The organism is Amycolatopsis sp. QT-25 (assembly GCF_029369745.1).
Classification (GTDB): Bacteria; Actinomycetota; Actinomycetes; order Mycobacteriales; family Pseudonocardiaceae; genus Amycolatopsis.
Genome location: NZ_CP120210.1, coordinates 7,879,399 through 7,895,115, shown reverse-complemented (window position 1 = coordinate 7,895,115; position 15,717 = coordinate 7,879,399). Strand labels below are relative to the sequence as shown.

Below are 15,717 nucleotides of genomic sequence, written 5' to 3'. Positions count from 1 at the left end.
CGCGCTGTTCGTGCTCGCGCGGCCGGTACGTCGCCGCGCCGGGTCTGCTGGCGGTGGCGGCCGCGCTCTCGTTGGCCTATCAGGTGTTCCAGATGGGTTACCACGGTCTGCTGGCGCCGAACACCGCACCGGTCTTGCCGGTGACGAGGGTGACCGTGGTGCTCTTGGCCGTCGTGGGGATTCGGGCGGTCGTGGCCGCCGGATCGCTTCGCCCGTCGTATTCGGCCTCTCCGAGCGCTGTCGGCGTCACGGATGAGCGTTCCTTCCGGTCGCGGTCGACCGGGCACGGGCATCCGATCCTGGCGAAGGATTTCGCCGGCCATCCGTTGATGCCGTCGACGCTGGAAGCGATCCGCGGCGTGGACGGCCGGCTCCCCCGGGCGGCGAAGCCGCCGGTCGTGTGCGCCCTCCGATCACGCGAGTTACGCCTCCGATCACGCGTGTGCGCTCCCTGATCACGCGAGATCGCTTCCTGGACACGCGTAAGTCGTTCAACTCCGAACCACTAGCGTGGTGGCATGGCTGACCTCCCCCTGGCTCTCGTCACCGGTGCCACCCGCGGTATCGGTGCCGCGGTCGCCCGCGCGCTCGCCCCCACCCACCGGTTGCTGCTCGGCGGTCGTGACGCCGACGCGCTCGGCGCGCTGGCGGGCACGCTGCCCGACGCCCGGCCGTGGCCGATCGACCTGACCGACGCCGAGACGCTGGAGGCGGCGACCGCCGAATTCGGCGCGCTGGACGTGCTGGTGCACTCGGCGGGCGTCGCGAGGCTCGGCACGGTAGAGGCCGCGACCGACGCCGACTGGCGGGCGAACTTCGAGGTCAACGTGCTCGCGGTCGTCACGCTGACCAGGCAGTTGCTGCCCGCCTTGCGTACCGCGAAGGGGCATGTCGTCGTGATCAACTCGGGTGCCGGGCAGAACGCGCGCCCGGGCTGGGGTCCGTACGCGGCCAGCAAGTTCGCCGTCCGCGCCTTCGCCGACGCGCTGCGGGAGGAGGAGTCCGCGCTGCGGGTGACGTCGGTCTACCCCGGCCGCACGGACACCGAAATGCAGCAGGCGATCGTCGCCGACGAAGGCCGCGCATACGAGCCGGAACGCTTCCTGCGCCCCGAATCCGTCGCGGCCGCCGTCCTCGCCGCCGTCTCCGCCACCGGTGACGCGCACCCCACCGACGTGACCCTCCGCCCGCGCGGCCTGGTCTAGCCGTCCCGCGGGTCGTGAGTGACCACCCGCGGCCTAAGAACGCAGCCGCGCCGAGGTTTCCGCGACTTCGGCCTGCACCTTCGCGCGGTCGACGCGCAGGGATTCGCCGTCGCCGACGACCTGCTCGCCCGCCACCCACACGTCGCGGACGCGCCGCGAGCCCGCGGCCCAGACCAGGTTCGAGAGCAGTTGCTCGTCCGGGACGTCGATACCTGCCGCGAACGCCGGGTCGTCGAGGTCGACGTGCACCATGTCCGCCCACCGGCCGGTTTCCAGCGCGCCGATGTCGGTGCGGCCCAGCGCGTCCGCGCCGCCGCGGGTGCCGAGCAGGAACGCGTCGGCCGCGGTCAGCACGGTCGACTCGCCGGTCGCGAGCCGCGCGAACATCGCCGAGAGCTGCAGTTCCTCCCACAGGTCGATGTCGTCGTTCGACGCCGGGCCGTCCGTGCCGAGCCCGACGGCGACGCCTGCCTTCCGCAGGTCCGTCACACGCGCGATGCCTGAAGCGAGCTTCGCGTTCGAGCCCGGGCAGTGCGCCATCCCGACACCGCGCGCGGCGAACAGTGCGATGTCCTCGTCGGAAAGGTGGATGGCGTGCGCGGCGAGCGTCCGGCCCCGCAGCATCCCGACCTTCTCCAGCAACGCGGGTACCGAACCGTGCTCTTCACGCTGTTCGACGTCTTCGAGCGCCGCCTCGGCCACGTGGATCTGCACCAGCGCGCCACGTTCGGCCGCCGATTCCGCGGTCGCGCGCAGCGCTTCGGCGTTCAGCATGTACGCCGAGTGCGGCCCGTAGCCGACCTCGATCCGCTCGCCGGGCCCGAACCGGAGGCCGTCGGTGTCGATCCAGCGTTCGATGCCCTTCAGCATCGCGCGCCAGTCCGTCCCCGGCAGTTCCATGATCGGCGGGCCCAGCACCACCCGGCCACCGGTGGTGAGCACCGCGTCGGCGAGCTGCTCGCCTTCGAAGTACATCTCCGCGCTGGTCGTGACGCCGTGCCGCAGCATTTCGACCGAGCCCAGCATCATGCCGGTGCGGATGTCGGCGGGCTTCAGCTTCGCCTCGGTCGGCCAGATGATCTCGGTCAGCCACCGCAGCAGCGGCAGGTCGCCGCCCATCCCGCGCAGCAGCGTCATCGGGCTGTGCGCGTGCGCGTTCACCAGGCCGGGCAGGAGAAGACCGCTCAACCGGGTCACGGGAGCGGACGTCTCGGGAGCCCCGGCCACGGGACCGACATGGGTGATGCGCCCCGCTTCGTCCACGTCGACCACGGCGTCACGCAGCAACGAGCAAGCGGGGTCGGCGGGAAGAACGACGGGAGCGTGGAAACGGCGTTGCATGAATCGAGTTTAGGTCAGTCCACGACACCGCTCCGCCACGCCCAGGCCGCGATCTCCACCCGGTTCCGCGCACCGACCTTGCCCTGCACCGATGCCAGATGCGTCTTCACCGTGGACAACGACAGGAACAGCTCGGCGCCGATCTCCGTGTTCGTCAGCCCCTTCGCGGCCGCCTTGACCACGTCGAGCTCCCGGGCGGTCAGCGGTTCCGAAGGTGGGCTGACGTCGCGTTTCACCGCTCCGCCGTCGAAATGCTTCAGCAGCCGGACGGTGATCTGCGGTGAGACCAGCGCGTCCCCGCGGGCGGCCGCGCGCACCGCCTCGATCAGCAGTGCGGGCCCGGCGTCCTTCAGCAGGAACCCGCTCGCGCCGTTCCGTAGCGCGGTGTGCACGTACTCGTCGAGATCGAACGTCGTGACCACCACCACCTTCAGCGGATCGGCGACGTCCGGCCCCGCGAGCTGCTTGGTGACCTCGAGCCCGTCGATCCCCGGCATGCGGATGTCCAGCAGGCAGACGTCCGGCCGCAGCTCGCGCGCCTTCGCGACCGCCGAGACACCGTCCGCCACGTCGGCGACCACCTCGATGTCGTCTTGGGCGTCCAGGATCATCCGGAAGCCGATCCGCACCATGTCCTGGTCGTCGGCGATCAATACCCGGATCACTCTTCTCCTTCAAGTGGTAGCCACGCTTCGACGCGCCATCCGCCGCCCGGCGCCCGGCCGGCGGAAAGCCGGCCGTGGAGCAGGGCGACCCGTTCGCGCATGCCGATCAGACCGTAGCCGCCCGACCCGCCCGCCGGACGACGCTCCGGTTCGCGTCCGTCATCGGTCACCTGGAGGTGCAGTTCGCTTCCGGTCACCTCGGCGATGACCAGCGCCTCCTTCGCGCCGGACGCGTGCTTGCCGACGTTCGTCAGCGACTCCTGCACCAGCCGCAACGCCGATCGCCCGACCTCGTGCGGCACGTCCGGCGGCAGTTCGAGCTTCATCGACGTCCGCACGCCGTGATTCGACCGTTCGATCAGCGTCCGCAGGTCGGCGGCGAGATCGGTGGTGGCCTGTTCGCTGAATTCGCTGCTCCCGGCCGGGGCGTCGCCGCGCATGCTCCGCACGAGCCGCCGCATCGCCGCGAGCGCCTCCACCCCGGCGTCCTCGATCCGGCCCATCGCCTCGACCGCGACCTGCGGATTCTTCTCGCCCATCATCTTCGCCGCCTGCGCCTGCACGACGATCCCGGTGACGTGGTGGGCGACGACGTCGTGCAGCTCCCGCGCCAACGCCATCCGTTCCGAGGTCTGCGCGTCGGAGATCGCCGATTGGATGACCTGCGTGCGTTCCGAATCCCGCGAACGCAGCGCCAGGCCGATCGCGACCGAGATGCCGAGCAGCAGCAGCGCGATGACGGCGAAACCGGCGATGTCGTCCGGGTCGGTCGTCGGATCGGGGGTCGGCCGTTTGGCGTTGAGGACGCAGGCCAGGGCGACCACCACGGACAGTCCGGCGATCCGGGGCACGGCCTTGCTCAGCCCGGCCGCGCGGACCAGGGTGACGACCAGGCCCATTCCCGCGACGACCTGCGTTCCCGGCACTCCGCCAGGTGTCGGGTAGTCGTACTTCAGCCGCAGGAACGGCGTCACCAGCGCGGAAAGCAGCATGACCGCGGTGAGCGCGACCATCGCGTCGGCCGGTCGGCGCGGCGCGGCGACCGCGATGACCGCGGCCACGATCGAGCAGACCACGATGGGGAAGCCCTGCACCCCGCTGGCGTAGGTGAAGCCGAATTCCAGGACCAGCGCCACCCCCAGCATGCCGATGAGCGGCCACTGGCCCAGCACCAGCTTGTTGAGTTTCTGCAGCTTCTCGTAGCGGTTCGGGGTCACCGTGCGGTCACGCCCGGGGATGGCGAAGACCAGCGTGCAACCCAGCAGGACTCCGCCGAACAGCATCGCCTGCGCCATGGTGCCGCTCGAACTGTCGCCGTAGTAGTAGCGGCCGGACACCGCGGTCAGGGTGGCCAGCACCAGACCGGAGATCACGGCGAACGCGACCCCCGGCCGCGTCCGGCGGGCGGCGTAGAACAGGATTTCGACCCCCGCCACCACCTCGGTGATGGACAGATGGGCGAGCACACTCGAGTACGTCGGGATGTCGAGATACCGGATGACCAGCGTGTACGCCACCAGCACGACCGAGGCCGCGACGGCACCGACGGCGGCCCGCCGCTGCGCCCAGAGCGCGCAGAACACCATCGCGAAGATGCCGGGGAACAGCAGGAGATCGATACCGCGGGGGCCGGTGTCGTCGAAGGCGGCGTCGGTCACGAAGACCAGGTCGAAGGCGAGCGCGGCCAGCAGGACGACGGCGGGCATGCCGATCCGCCGCGCGAGCGCGCTCACCCGCGCGGCGAACCTGTTCTGGGAGGGACCTGCTGTCACACCGTGACGGTAAAGGATCCGCCACCGCCCGCACCTTGGCCGACCGGCCCGAGCCGGGTCGGCCGATCGGCCGATGCGCGGGTGATCAGCACTGGCCGTCTGCCCGAAGTGGACATAGGTGGTTCGCGGCGAAGCTCTCCCCCGAAGCCGAACACAAGTGACTGACTAGGGAGACTCGCGGTGGTAGCTCCACAGGGGACAGGGCAGCCGGTACTCGCCGGGCGTGGACTGGTGAAGCGGTACGGCACGCAGCACGCGCTGGCCGGGATCGACATCGACATCCAGGCGGGGGACGCGGTCGCCATCGTCGGGCCCTCCGGTTCGGGCAAGACGTCCCTGCTGCACGTGCTCGCCGGGATCCTCCGCGCCGACTCCGGGCAGATCTTCCTCGCCGGGCAGCGGGTCGACCAGCTCAACGAGCGCAAGCGCAGCGAATTGCGGCGCACCGAGTTCGGGTTCGTGTTCCAGTCCGGGATGCTCGTCGCCGAACTGAGCGCCGAGGAGAACGTCGCGCTGCCGTCGCTGCTGGGTGGCAAAGGCCGCAAGGAATCCATCGAGGCCGGCCGCGAATGGCTGGCGAAGCTCGGCCTCGCGGGCAAGGAGAAGCGCCGCCCCGGCGAGCTTTCCGGTGGTGAGGCGCAACGCGTCGCGATCGCCCGCGCGCTGACGCACCGGCCGAAGGTCATCTTCGCCGACGAGCCGACCGGCGCGCTCGACACCCGCACCGGCCGGGCCACCATGGACGCGCTGCTCGCCGCGGCCGCCGACAGCGGTGCCGCGGTGATCGTGGTGACCCACGACCGCGAGCTCGCCGAAGCCATGCCGCGCACCGTCTCCATCCGGGACGGCCTGATCGCGACGAGGCTGGCCGCCTGATGAACAGCTTCCAGCTGGCCATGCGGGTGCTCCGGGTCGACCGCCGGACCCGCACGTCGGCCATCCTCACCGCGGTCGGGGTCGCCGTCGCGACCAGTCTGGTGCTCCTGCTCGCCTCTCTTCCCGGTGCCACGCAGGCCCGTTCCCAGCGCGCGATCTGGCAGGACACCTACAGCTACTCTTCCGAGTCCGATCAGCCCCAGCGCGCGGCGCCGCTGCTGATGGCCGCGACCAAGGACTACTCGGGTGACCGCGAGATCGTCCGCGTCGACATCGCCCGGACCGGCACCGCCCCGATGCTCGGCCTGCCGCCGGGCATCCCGCGGCTGCCCGCCCCCGGCGAGGCGGTCGTCTCCCCCGCGCTCGGGAAACTGATCCAGTCCGCGCCGCAGGCCCAGCTCGGGGACCGGTTCGGCACACTCGTCGACTCGCTCGGCCCGGACTCGCTGATGTATCCGGAGCAGCTGGTCGCCGTCGTCGGCCACACCCCGGAGTCGATGCCGAAGACGGCGATGGCCGCGGATGGTTTCCCCGGCAAGCAGGCCGAACCCGACCCGCTGCTCGAACTGCTCGCCTGGGTCGGCGTCATCGTCCTGCTCGTGCCGAGCCTGGTGCTCGTCGCGTCCTCCGCCCGGCTCACCGCGGCACGGCGCGAGGTGCGGATGGCGGCGCTGCGGCTGGCAGGCGCGACCCCTGGCCAGGTGACGAAGATCGTCGCCGCCGAGACGGCGTTGTCCGCCACGGTCGGCGCGCTACTCGGCATCCTCGTGGCACCGGCGCTCCAGGGCCTCTCGACGTTCGTCCCCTGGGATGGCGGGACCTGGCTCGCCTCGGACTTCGACCTCCCGCTCGGCTCGACCATCGCGGTCGCCATCGCGATCCCGCTGCTGGTCGTCTTCGCCGGCGTCCTCGGCATCCGCCGAGTGCTGAAGACTCCGCTGTTCGCGGCTTCGGCACACGCTCGCAAACCGCTGCACTGGTGGCGGCTGCTCGCGGTCCCCGTGGCCGGTGCCTTCTTCCTCTTCGCGGTCACCCAGGACAACGCCAGCCTGCCGATGGTGATGCTGGGGCTGTTCCTGCTGGTCGGATCGGCCGCGATCATCGGGCCGTGGGTCACCTCGGCGGTCGGGGGCACCTTCGTCCGGATCTGGCGCGAACCGGCATCACTGCTGGCCGGGCGCAGGCTCCGTGACGACCCGAAAAGCGCCTACCGCGCCACGGCGGGTGTCGTGCTCGCCGTCTTCACCGGCTCGATGGCGCTCACCCTGCTGCCTTCGTTCGAGTCGATGGCGGGCGGCGGCCGGACCTTCAAGGACAACGTTCTCTACGCCGAAGCCGACGCCACGCAGGCGCAGCAGATCGCCGGCCGGGCCAACGCGTCGCTCACCCGCTACGGGATCACCGAGAAGGCCGTCTCGGTCGGGCAGGTCTACCTGGCCACCGGCGAGATGGGGACCCGCTCCGAGAACTTGAACCGGGCTTTCGTGATGACCTGCGAGGACGCCACGAAACTGCTGCGGGTGAACATCGGTGGTTCCTGCGAGCAGGAGCCCGCGATCTACAGCAGGGCCGGGATCAACCCGGCGGAGTACCGCGTGACGGCGGAGTACGACAAGGCCGGTACGCCGCTGAATCCGAAGACTCCCGTGCACCTCTTCCCGATGGGCGACGAGGACACCGCCGGCACGATCGTCATCGACCCGGCCCTGGTTCCCGCGGGCGTCACGCCGGAGCGGTTCGACGTGCTCGTGCCGACGACACCGGAGAACGGCGAGGTCGTGCGGACCGCGCTGGTCGGCGCGGCACCCGGCCAGGAGGTCGGCAGCCGCGGCCTGCACCTGATCGGCCAGCAGCAGGAGCTCGGCGACCTGCGCCGGGTCACCGTGATCGGCCTGATCGCCGCCGGGGTGCTCGCCGGGTGCAGCGCGGCCGTGGCGACCGCGGGCTCGGTGATGGACCGCCGCCGCACCTTCGGGGCGCTCATCGCGGCCGGGACCCCGGTGCGGGTGCTGGCGAGGGCGCTGCGGATGGAAGCGGCCCTGCCCGCGATGGTGGCCACCATCGGCGCGGGCGTGGTCGGGATCGGAGTCGGCATGGGGCTCTACAGCATGGTCGAGAAGGACACGGTCGTGCTGAGCCCCTGGCTGCTGGCGCCCGTGGTGCTGGGCATCGGGGTGGCGTTGCTCGGGGCATCCGTCTCGACCCCGGCGCTCAAGCGGGTGCAGTCGGAGCCACTGGCCGACGAGTGAGGAAGTTCGCCCGAATGGCGTCATGGCGTCCGGGCGGGCAGGTCTCGTGGATGGAGTCGGTGGTGATCCACCCACGGGCCTGGGTGCCCCGTCGTCCCTCTGCCGGGGAGGGACGCACGGGCACCGGGGATACGCAGGGGGTATCCCGAGGTGCGGGGGCGGGAAAGGGCCGGTCGGGACGCGGGGACGTCCTGACCGGCCCTTTCCGTCGCTGCTAGACCCGTTCGAAGATCAGGTCGTGCGAGATCCGGCCTTCGACGTCGGCGCGGTTCTCGAACTTCGTGACCGGCCGCCACTCCGGACGCGGGGCCCAGCCACCGGGCTCGTCGGCGTGGCGGTTGCGCAGGAGCGGCTCGGCCGAGCAGACCTCCAGCATCTGCTCGGCGTAGTTCTCCCAATCGGTCGCCAGGTGGAAGGTCCCGCCCGGCACGAGCCGCGAGGCGACCAGCGACACGAACTCCGGCTGCACGATCCGCCGCTTGTGGTGCCGCTTCTTCGGCCACGGGTCCGGGAAGAACAGCCGGACGCCGGACAACGAGCCCGGCTCGACGTGCGAGGTCAGCAGCACGACGGCGTCACCGTGCATCAGCCGCAGGTTCCGCACGCCGAGCTTCTCGGCGCGCAACATCAGCTGGCCGAGGCCCGGGTCGTACACCTCGACCGCGACGTAGTTGAGCTCCGGAGCGGCGGCCGCGAGCTGGGACGTGGTCTCGCCCATGCCCGAACCGATCTCCACCATGACCGGGGCCTGCCTGCCGAACCACTCCTCGAAATCCACCGGGCCTTCGGGCAGTTCGCCGACGGTGCGGCCGAGCGACGGCCAGAGGTCGTCCCAGGCTCGCTGCTGCCCGACGGTCATCCGGCCGCCGCGGTTGACATAGCTGACCACGCTGCGCATCCGTGGCTGGTCCTCGTTTTCCACCAGCCCATTAAACGCGGCGGCAGTGCGCACCGGCGAACCCGCGTCCGTGATCACGTCGGCCGGGCGGGTTGGGCTATGGCCGATTTCCGGATCGCGCCTTCGGCTCCGCCCGGCGACTTACCGGACGGCTTCGAACTCCCCCAGCCGCGAGCGCAGGCCCGCGAATCCGGCGACCGCGAGCGGTGCCGGCGTCGTACTGGAATGGGCGGGGAGAACGTCGATCCAGCCGTCGTGGCGGCTGGTGTTCAACACGGTGGTCGGGATCGAATGCCCGGACGCTCCGCGTTCGGAAGGCATGAACTCCCAGTAACCGGATTCTCCGTCCGCGGCCCACGGGACGAATTCCCACCCGGGACGCCTGCCGAGCAGGCCGGCGATGCGGTCTTCGATGCGGAAACCGAGTTCCCGCGATTCGAGCCTGCCTTCCACGACGGCGCGAAGCCACCACGGCGCGGGAATTTCGCCGTGCATTCCACTGGACGCGCGATACAGCGCGACAACGAGATCTTCGGGTGCGCGGTGCACCCACGCGCGGCGGATATCGGACGGCCGCGTCGCGGAAGCGACCGTGCGGGGCAGTTCGATCGCCTGTGACCATTCGAGGTCGAGCATGGGCTCGAGCCGGGGTCGCATACTTTCCGTGCGAGCTTGCGGGATCATACGTTCCACTCCCTGACCGGAATCCACCGTCAAGGATCACCTCCGGGGCTGAAGAGCCGAAAAATAAGCTCATCCCGAGCATCGCCCGGTCAGGAACAGTATGTCCGCTTCCTGTGAGGGAAGCCACAGGCTCTTAACGTGGACTTGACTCCTTTGGAGGCGGTAAAGCTCAGGCGTCCCGTCGATGGGTGATCATCAGCCCTGCCGTATAGACAATCACGCAGATGGCGCCGAAATAAGCCAAATAACCCCACGGTCCCAACGGTGGCTCGAGTTTCAACATCGCCACCGTGAGATCCGGTCCGGAAAACTGATTCGCCGCGAAGAACGGCATCCACTGGTAGATGTCGTCGCCCACTTTCGGAATCAGCATGACGAGGCCTTCGATCAACTGCGTCCAGACCAGCGCGAAACCGAGGGCGAACGCGGGGTTGCGGAACAGCAGCCCGAGGCCGACACCGAGCAGCCCGGTCAGGAGGAAGGTGACGCCCTGACCCGCCACCGCGCGCCAGTCGGCTCCCGAAGCCAGCCCCAGGTCGGCGGCCGGTTCGATCAGATACGCGACCGCCCAGGAGCCGAAGCCCACCAGCAACCCGATCAACGCCGAGAACGCCCCGACGACGGCGCCCTTCGCCAGCAACGCGGGTACCCGTGACGGCACCGCCTGGAAGGTGAGCTTCATCGTGCCCCAGTTGAACTCCGTCGCCGCCGCGAGGATGGCGAGGACCAGCACCACGGTGCGGCCGAGCGCGCTGGCGACCTGGGTGGAGTTGACGCTCGTCTCGCCTTCGAGCGGCACGAAGCCGAAGAAGAGCGCGGTGTAGGCGAGCGCGACCACGACCGCGATCCCCGCGCACCACCAGGGCATGCGGGTGCTCAGCAGTTTGATCCGCTCCGCGCGGAGCACGTTCGCCGCGGTCATCGGACGACCTCCGGAACCTGGCCGGTGCCGTATTCGACGGCTTCGGCGGTGAGCTGCATGTAGGCCTGTTCGAGCGAGCCGGTGAGCGGCTTCAGCTCGTGGAGGGTCGCGCCGGCGCCGAAGGCGAGTTCACCGATGTCGTCACTGTCCAGTTCGGACACGATGAGCGCGCCGTCCTCCTCGCGGAAATCGGCGCCCTTCTCGGTCAGCGCCGTCCGCAGTTCGGGCAGATGCGGGCTGCGGACCCGCACACCGAGCCCCTTCGCCCGGCCGACGAAGTCCTCCATCGTGCCCTGGTAGATCAGCTTCCCCCGGCCGATCACGACGAGGTCCTGCGCGGTCTGCGCCATCTCCGGCAGCAGGTGGCTGGACACGAACACGGTGCGGCCCTCGGCGGCGAGGGCGTGCATCAGCTTCCGGATCCACACGATGCCCTCGGGGTCGAGCCCGTTGACCGGCTCGTCGAACAGCAGCACTCGCGGGTCGCCCAGCAACGCCGTGGCGATCCCGAGCCGCTGCGACATCCCGAGCGAGAACTGCCCGGCCCGTTTGCGGGCGACCGATTCCAGTCCGACCAGCCGGAGCACCTCGTCGACCCGCTGGTCGGGCAGGCCGTTGGTCGCGGCGATCCACCGGAGGTGCTCGCGCGCGGTCCGGCCGGGATGCCGCCAGGTGGCGTCGATCATGCCGCCGACCGTCCGAAGGGGATCATGCAGCTCTCGGTAGGCCTTGCCGTCGATGGTCACCGTGCCCGACGTGGGGTTGTCGAGCCCGAGCATCATCCGCATGGTGGTGGACTTCCCCGCCCCGTTGGGGCCGAGGAATCCCGTCACTCGCCCCACTTCGGCGGTGAAGGAAAGGTCGTCGACGGCGAGCTTGTCGCCGTAGCTTTTCGTGAGTCCGGTGGCCTCGATCATCAGCCCTCCCTCCGGTGTGTTCCGACATTACGCGGGAAAGGACCGGGCTGCCCCCCGATTAGGCGGCCCGGTCCTTGTTCCCCTTTTCTCCCCGGCCGGACGTCTCGCTCCCCCGAGTGAAGACGTCCGGCTTTCCCCCGGTGGAAGTGCTTACGCGTCGCGCTTGTTCGCGACGACCAGCGAGATGACCAGCAGCACCAGTGCGAAGCCGGCGAAGTAGGCCAGCGATCCGGCCTGGCTCAACGGCGCTTCCGCCGCGGCCCGGCCCGAACCGGTGAGGAACCTGTCGGCGACGTGGAACGGCATCCAGTCGTAGATGTCCTTGCCGATCTTCGGGATCAGCTGGATCAGGTTCTCCACCGCGAGGGCGTAAATCAGCACGAGCGAGATGGCGCCGGCGCTGTGCCGGATCAGGATGCCGACGGCGATCGCGATCACCGAGGCGAGGGCGAACACCACGCCCACCCCGGCGACACCGACCCACTCCGCGGTGGTGTTCAGCGCGAGGTCTTCCGGCCGCATGGCCGAGGCGAGGCCCCAGGCGCCGAACGCGGCGACCTCCCCGATCACGAGTGACAGGGTCGCGACCACGCCGGTCTTGGCCAGCAGCGCCGCGGTGCGGTTCGGCACGGCCTGGAAGGTGGTCCGGATGGTGCCGAAGCGGTATTCGGTGGTCACCGACAGCGCGGCGAGCACCATGATCACGGCCATGCCGAAGCCGTAACCGAACTGGGTCAGGCTGACGTCGGTGAGTTCCCCGGCGGGTGCGGCGCCGGAGACGATGGCGGCGAAACCGATCACGACCGCCAGTGCGGCCAGCGCGCACCACCAGGGTGAGCGTGTGGTGAACAGCTTGATGCGTTCCACGGCGAGCAGAGTCATGGCTTTTCTTTCCTCGGCGGTGTTTGAAAGAGTGAGCGGCTACTGGGCGGCGGTGACCACTTCGGCGGCTTCGGTTTCGAGGCCCGTGTGGTACTCGACCGAATCGCCGGTGATCTGCATGAAGGCCTGCTCCAGGGAGCCGGTCTGCGGGCTGAGCTCGTGCAGCACGATCTGGTTGGCCGCGGCGATCTCGCCGATCTTCTCACTGTCCAAACCGGACACCACGAGTGCTCGGTCGGCGTCGGTGACCTGGGCGCTCGCCTGGGTCAGCGCGGCGCGCAGCGCGGGCAGCTGCGGCGACCGGACCTTGACCGTGTTCTCGGCGGCCCGTGAGACGAAGTCCTCGGTGGAGGACTGGGAGATCAGCCGCCCCTTGCCGATCACGACCAGGTGGCTCGCGGTCAGCGCCATCTCCGAAAGCAGGTGTGAGGAAACGAAGACCGTGCGGCCTTCCTCGGCGAGCCGGTGCATGAACTTCCGGATCCAGAGGATGCCCTCGGGGTCGAGACCGTTGACGGGCTCGTCGAAGAGGAGGACCTCCGGGTCGCCCAGCAGTGCCGCCGCGATCCCCAGCCGCTGCGACATGCCGAGGGAGAAACCACCGGCGCGCTTTCCGGCGACGCTGGTGAGCCCGACGGTCTCGAGCACCTCGTCGACCCGGCTCTCCGCGATCTTGTTGGACTTCGCCATCCAGCGCAGATGCGCCCGTGCCGACCGGTTGGGGTGCACCCATTTGGCGTCCAGCAGCGCGCCGACCGTCCGCAGCGGTTCCTTCAGCTCGCGGTACAGCTTGCCCCCGATGCGCACCTGACCCGAGGTCGGGTTGTCCAGGCCGAGGATCATCCGCATGGTCGTCGACTTGCCCGCCCCGTTGGGGCCGAGGAATCCGGTGACCTCCCCGGCCGCGACGGAGAAGGAAAGGTCGTTCACCGCCAGTGTCTTGCCGTACCGCTTGGTGAGGCCCACTGCCTCGATCATGTCTGCTCCCCTCGGCGACTGCGAGCACAATCGTCGTCCATGTGGGTGGTCGAGCGCGTCATCCTGAGGTGCCAACCTGATACCCGACCTGAGACGTAGCTTGCCGTCTTCCGGCGGCGTACGCGATCGGTGATCCCCCTGATGGCGACCCTGATTCGTCCTGGTTAATGAACCGTGGTTCAATAATGGGGTGGCAAGGCCCCGGAGCATCACGGACGAACGACTGCTGAACGCGGCGGAGACCGTGATCGGCATGGTCGGCCCGGGTTTCACGCTGGCCCAGGTGGCGGCGGAAGCCGGGGTCGCGGTCGGCACCGTCGCCCAGCGGTTCGGTTCGAAGAACGGCCTCTTGCAGGCGTTGAGCCGGCTGAACACGCGATCGGTCGTCGGGCTGATGCGGGAATGCGGTGAGCTGACCGACCCCGTGGAGGCGCTGCGGGCGGCGGTCGTCGTGGTCTACGAGGGGCTGGGCACCCCGGAGACGGCGGCGAACCATCTCGGTCAGTTAGGGGTGGACATCGGGGATCCGGAACTCCGTGCCCTGCTGGGTGCGCATTTCATCGCCGTGGAGGCGGAGTTGCGGCGGCTCATGCGCGTCGCGGCGCGGGATCTGCCGGGGGCGCCCGGCGTCGTCCGTGCGGCGCGGGTGCTGCTGGGGGTGGCGAACGGGGCCGCGCTGGACTGGTCGATCCGGCCGAAGGGCCGATTCGTCGACCGGGTGGGGCAAGACGTGGACGCGGTGCTGACCGCGTGGAAAGGAGTGTCCTGAATGGACCGGAAAGTGGCCGTGGTCACGGGGGCGACCAGGGGATGTGGCCGCGCGATCGCGGTGGAGCTGGGCAGGCTCGGCTGGACGGTGTTCGTCACCGGCCGCACGACGCGCGAACACCAGTCGCCGATGAAGCGGTCGGAGACGATCGAAGACACCGCGGAGCTCGTCGACGCGGCGGGGGGCCGGGGGATCGCCGTCCGGACCGACTTCACCGAGGTGTCCGACGTGGACGCCTTGAAGACGCGCATCGAGTCCGAAGTGGACGGACGGATCGACGTACTGGTCGACGACGTCTGGGGTGGCGACCCGTTCGCGGACTTCGAGCGCACGTACTGGGACTCCAGCCTCGACGACGCGCTCACGCTGGTGCACAACGCGATCGACACGCATCTGATCGCGTTGCACCGGCTGCTTCCGCTGGTCGTGCGGCGTGCGGGCGGTCTCGTCGTCGAGGTCACCGACGGCGACCACGACGAGTACGTCGGCGCGGGCATCCCGTACTTCCTCGCGAAGTCGGGCATCCGCGCGATCGGCAGGGCGCTCGGCGCCGAACTGAAGAAGGTCGGTTGCGTCGGCATGACCGTGACGCCCGGCTTCTTGCGCTCGGAGTCGATGCTCGACCATTTCGAGGTCACCGAAGAGACCTGGCGTGACGCGGTGGGCAAGACGGCGCCCGTCGACTTCGCCATCTCGGAGACCCCGACGTTGCTCGGGCGGGGTGTCGCGAAGCTGGCGACCGACCCGGAGGTCTCGCGGTTCGCGGGCAGGACGCTCGCGTCGTGGACGTTGATGAACGAGTACGGCCTGACCGACGTCGACGGCTCACGCCCCGACTTCGGCAAGTGGATGGCCGAAGTCCGGGATACGGGCAAGGATCCGGAGACGGCGGATCACGCCCTGTACCGCTAGGGCAGGCCGCGGTACGCGAGGGCGTCGGTACAGGGGGCCGTGAGTGGCGATTCGTGTTCCAACCCTGTTCGCCACTCACGACGCCCGGCCGCAGCAAGCCATAACGGGAATATCCAGCCGCCGGGCCGCGTCCTTCGGCGCGGGCCCGGCGGGCTCCCGTCGACCCGGTCCGGGACCATGCCGCGAAGGCCTTACTTCCCGGCCAGCACGTCCAGGTAGTGCTGGTTGACCATGACGCCGAGGACGTTGCCGAACGGGTCGATGACGGCCGCGGTCACGAAGCCCGGCCCGCGCTCGATGATCGGCTCATACTCCTTCGCCCCCTTTTCGAGCAGCTTCGCGAAGGCGTCCTCGACGTTGTCGACGGCCCAGTTCGCGATGGCTCCGCCCGGGCCGGGCCGGGCGAGCGGAGGCCGGAAGTCGCCGCGGACCAGGCCGAACTCGTGCTGGTAGTCGCCGATCCGGTACTCGACGTAGGCCGGTGTGCCGTCGGGGCCGCTGCGGACGAAGTACGGCTCGATCCCGAAGAGATCGGAGTACCACTCGATCGCGGCGGTCAGGTCGTCGGCGTAGAACGTGGTGGTGGTGAGGCCTCGCAGCATTTCCGTCTCCTCGAGTAGCGGCTCCGAGGACAAGGATCCGCCGCA

General features: G+C 69.7%; 16 protein-coding genes. 5 read left to right on the top strand and 11 right to left on the bottom strand.

Going from position 1 to position 15,717, the window contains the following annotated elements; genetic code table 11:
- Positions 1–97: 97 nt before the first annotated feature.
- On the bottom strand, positions 98–250 hold the full coding sequence (locus P3102_RS37295; protein ID WP_276365345.1) for a hypothetical protein: 153 nt from the start codon (positions 248–250) through the stop codon (positions 98–100).
- A 268-nt stretch (positions 251–518) separates the two neighbouring features.
- Here P3102_RS37295 and P3102_RS37290 point away from each other — a divergent pair, with 268 nt between their 5' ends.
- Positions 519–1,205: an SDR family oxidoreductase gene (locus P3102_RS37290; RefSeq protein WP_276365344.1), complete on the top strand. Its 687-nt coding sequence runs from the start codon at positions 519–521 to the stop codon at positions 1,203–1,205.
- Between the two features lie 33 nt (positions 1,206–1,238).
- Here the strand turns inward: P3102_RS37290 and P3102_RS37285 are convergent, their stop codons facing one another.
- The 3 genes from P3102_RS37285 to P3102_RS37275 are packed head-to-tail and all read right to left on the bottom strand — an operon-like array spanning position 1,239 to position 4,917.
- Positions 1,239–2,546, bottom strand: coding sequence for an amidohydrolase (locus P3102_RS37285; RefSeq protein ID WP_276365343.1), 1,308 nt, complete (start codon positions 2,544–2,546; stop codon positions 1,239–1,241).
- 14 nt (positions 2,547–2,560) lie between these two features.
- Positions 2,561–3,211, bottom strand: a complete 651-nt coding sequence (locus tag P3102_RS37280; RefSeq protein WP_037334212.1) for a response regulator transcription factor — start codon at positions 3,209–3,211, stop codon at positions 2,561–2,563.
- Positions 3,208–4,917: a histidine kinase gene (locus P3102_RS37275; RefSeq protein ID WP_276371541.1), complete on the bottom strand. Its 1,710-nt coding sequence runs from the start codon at positions 4,915–4,917 to the stop codon at positions 3,208–3,210. Before P3102_RS37275 ends, P3102_RS37280 begins: the two co-directional genes overlap by 4 nt.
- A gap of 246 nt (positions 4,918–5,163) precedes the next feature.
- Here P3102_RS37275 and P3102_RS37270 point away from each other — a divergent pair, with 246 nt between their 5' ends.
- Both P3102_RS37270 and P3102_RS37265 read left to right on the top strand, forming a co-directional pair.
- Positions 5,164–5,859, top strand: a complete 696-nt coding sequence (locus P3102_RS37270; protein ID WP_276365342.1) for an ABC transporter ATP-binding protein — start codon at positions 5,164–5,166, stop codon at positions 5,857–5,859.
- Complete coding sequence (locus P3102_RS37265; protein ID WP_276365341.1) at positions 5,859–8,108, top strand: ABC transporter permease; 2,250 nt, start codon at positions 5,859–5,861, stop codon at positions 8,106–8,108. Before P3102_RS37270 ends, P3102_RS37265 begins: the two co-directional genes overlap by 1 nt.
- Before the next feature lie 214 nt (positions 8,109–8,322).
- Here the strand turns inward: P3102_RS37265 and trmB are convergent, their stop codons facing one another.
- The 6 genes from trmB to P3102_RS37235 all read right to left on the bottom strand — a co-directional run bounded on the left by trmB (position 8,323) and on the right by P3102_RS37235 (position 13,389).
- Complete coding sequence (gene trmB, locus P3102_RS37260; RefSeq protein ID WP_276371539.1) at positions 8,323–9,006, bottom strand: tRNA (guanosine(46)-N7)-methyltransferase TrmB; 684 nt, start codon at positions 9,004–9,006, stop codon at positions 8,323–8,325.
- Positions 9,007–9,147: 141 nt separating this feature from the next.
- Positions 9,148–9,699: a hypothetical protein gene (locus P3102_RS37255; RefSeq protein WP_276365340.1), complete on the bottom strand. Its 552-nt coding sequence runs from the start codon at positions 9,697–9,699 to the stop codon at positions 9,148–9,150.
- Positions 9,700–9,859: 160 nt separating this feature from the next.
- Entirely contained in the window at positions 9,860–10,612 is a 753-nt protein-coding gene (locus P3102_RS37250) for a hypothetical protein (protein ID WP_276365339.1), read from the bottom strand.
- Entirely contained in the window at positions 10,609–11,529 is a 921-nt protein-coding gene (locus P3102_RS37245; RefSeq protein WP_276365337.1) for an ABC transporter ATP-binding protein, read from the bottom strand. Before P3102_RS37245 ends, P3102_RS37250 begins: the two co-directional genes overlap by 4 nt.
- 150 nt (positions 11,530–11,679) lie before the next feature.
- Complete coding sequence (locus tag P3102_RS37240) at positions 11,680–12,411, bottom strand: ABC transporter permease (RefSeq protein ID WP_276365336.1); 732 nt, start codon at positions 12,409–12,411, stop codon at positions 11,680–11,682.
- A gap of 39 nt (positions 12,412–12,450) precedes the next feature.
- Complete coding sequence (locus P3102_RS37235) at positions 12,451–13,389, bottom strand: ABC transporter ATP-binding protein (RefSeq protein WP_276365335.1); 939 nt, start codon at positions 13,387–13,389, stop codon at positions 12,451–12,453.
- 190 nt (positions 13,390–13,579) lie between these two features.
- Between P3102_RS37235 and P3102_RS37230 the strand changes: the two genes are divergently transcribed.
- Together P3102_RS37230 and P3102_RS37225 are read left to right on the top strand one after the other, a co-directional pair.
- Positions 13,580–14,158 carry a TetR/AcrR family transcriptional regulator gene (locus P3102_RS37230; RefSeq protein WP_276365334.1) on the top strand — a complete coding sequence of 193 codons (579 nt, stop codon included), beginning with the start codon at positions 13,580–13,582 and terminating at the stop codon, positions 14,156–14,158.
- A complete protein-coding gene (locus P3102_RS37225; protein ID WP_276365333.1) occupies positions 14,159–15,070 on the top strand; it encodes an SDR family NAD(P)-dependent oxidoreductase in 912 nt (303 codons plus the stop codon).
- Between the two features lie 191 nt (positions 15,071–15,261).
- On the opposite strand, the gene P3102_RS37220 is transcribed toward P3102_RS37225, so the two are convergent.
- A complete protein-coding gene (locus P3102_RS37220; protein WP_276365332.1) occupies positions 15,262–15,672 on the bottom strand; it encodes a VOC family protein in 411 nt (136 codons plus the stop codon).
- Positions 15,673–15,717: the final 45 nt, after the last annotated feature.